Raw genomic sequence first — 730 nt, 5'->3', positions numbered from 1 at the left:
TTAAACACAAAAAAAGCGTTGTATAAACAACGCTTTGTCAGTACTAAAATAAAACCGCGATTACACTGTCGGGATGGATGCGCGCCACGCTTGGTTCTGACTATCAGAGATAGAACGGAACAGCTCACGCAACTCTTTAAGCAACCCTTCTTGGAAGCCGATGTTCTCATCTGCTTTTTGCTTCGCTGCTTGAGCACGCGTCGCTTGCACTTCATCGTCCTTGCTGCGAGCTTGCGCTTTAGTTTGTTCAACGTTCGATGCTGAGTTTGCCATCTGTCCAAGAGCTTGAAGAATCGCGTTCTTCGCTTGGTTTGAGCTCATCAGTTTATCGAACTTGCGACCGCCGCTAGTCAATTGAGCCGTGGTGTCTGCAATGCTGTCTTTCGCTAGCGAATGTGCGCGTTTTACTTGATCTTGTTGAGTTTTTGAGAAGTTACCGTTGTTCATCAACTCTTCAACTTGATCGAAGCCCGCCTTTTGCGTTTTCAGCACGGTGTTGCTTGCCATCTCGGTCTTAATTTCTTTACCCGCTTTGAACGAACCAAGCGCACCGATAATTGCTGTAGCACCCGCTAACACACCAGATACAACCGCCATCGCGATCATCGCGCTAGCAGAGTTGTTCAGCTCTGCCGCTTGGCTTTGCAAACTCGCAACGTTGGCTTCAACCGCAATTTCACGTTGAAGCACTTGCTGTTCACGGCTTAGCTTCGACACTTGGTAAAGCAGC

The 730-nt window shown here is 48.2% G+C and carries 1 protein-coding gene; it reads right to left on the bottom strand.

Features of this window, described 5'->3' with window-relative positions; genetic code table 11:
* Positions 1-60 precede the first annotated feature (60 nt).
* Positions 61-730, bottom strand: a 670-nt coding sequence (gene vopD, locus R7040_RS26290; protein ID WP_318097553.1) for a type III secretion system translocon subunit VopD, incomplete at its 5' end; no start/stop codon positions are given.

Source organism: Vibrio sp. 1069 (genome assembly GCF_033340555.1).
Note: the sequence above shows the minus strand (reverse complement) of the source record. Positions and strands in the feature narration are given on the sequence as shown.